At 36.0% G+C, this 592-nt stretch carries 2 pseudogenes; both read right to left on the bottom strand.

Features of this window, described 5'->3' with window-relative positions:
• Positions 1-411: pseudogene (locus tag HMPREF2852_RS05970) on the bottom strand (recombinase family protein); the annotation flags it as partial.
• Positions 412-468: 57 nt separating this feature from the next.
• Positions 469-552: pseudogene (locus HMPREF2852_RS10085) on the bottom strand (hypothetical protein); the annotation flags it as partial.
• Positions 553-592: the final 40 nt, after the last annotated feature.

Here is a 592-nt window from a genome sequence, read left to right as displayed (position 1 = left end):
TATTCTCTCAATATTTATTTCTATTCCAGATTTAAAGGTTATTTCAAACATATCATCATATATTTTTATTTGCTTGATGTATTTTCTAACAAGTTCTTCATCATATTCTTTAATATCCTTGCTTTGACTTCTAAGAAACTCTTTCATATCCTTGATGCGTCTTTTGGCATCTTCATCAAGAGCCTTTTGAACAAGCATCTTATGTTTTTCACTCTTTAGTGTCTCAACTTCATTAGCGATATCCGTATAATCTTTCTTCGCTCTTACCTGTGCAAGGAGTTCCTTTTGTTTTACCGCAATTACTCTATTTATGGCTTCTATTTCTTCATCGTTACTGCCAGCAACTACTTTCTCAATATTCTTTATTAGAATTTTTTCAGTATCATCAGAGGTTTTCAAAACCTCATTCATGGCTTTAACAACTGCTTTTTGTAGTTCTTCCTCTGGTATAGTAGCTGCATCACAGCTTTTTGGCCCATGCTCAACCCTTGTGCAGCAACGCCATACCACCAAACGCTCTCCACGATTATTCCAAGCGACTCGCCTGTAAATATCACCGCACTTCGAGCAAATACAAAGACTAGAAAGCGCA

Origin of the sequence: Anaerococcus sp. HMSC065G05, assembly GCF_001812365.1 — a bacterium.
In the GTDB taxonomy this organism is placed as follows: domain Bacteria; phylum Bacillota; class Clostridia; order Tissierellales; family Peptoniphilaceae; genus Anaerococcus; species Anaerococcus vaginalis.
Note: the sequence above shows the minus strand (reverse complement) of the source record. Positions and strands in the feature narration are given on the sequence as shown.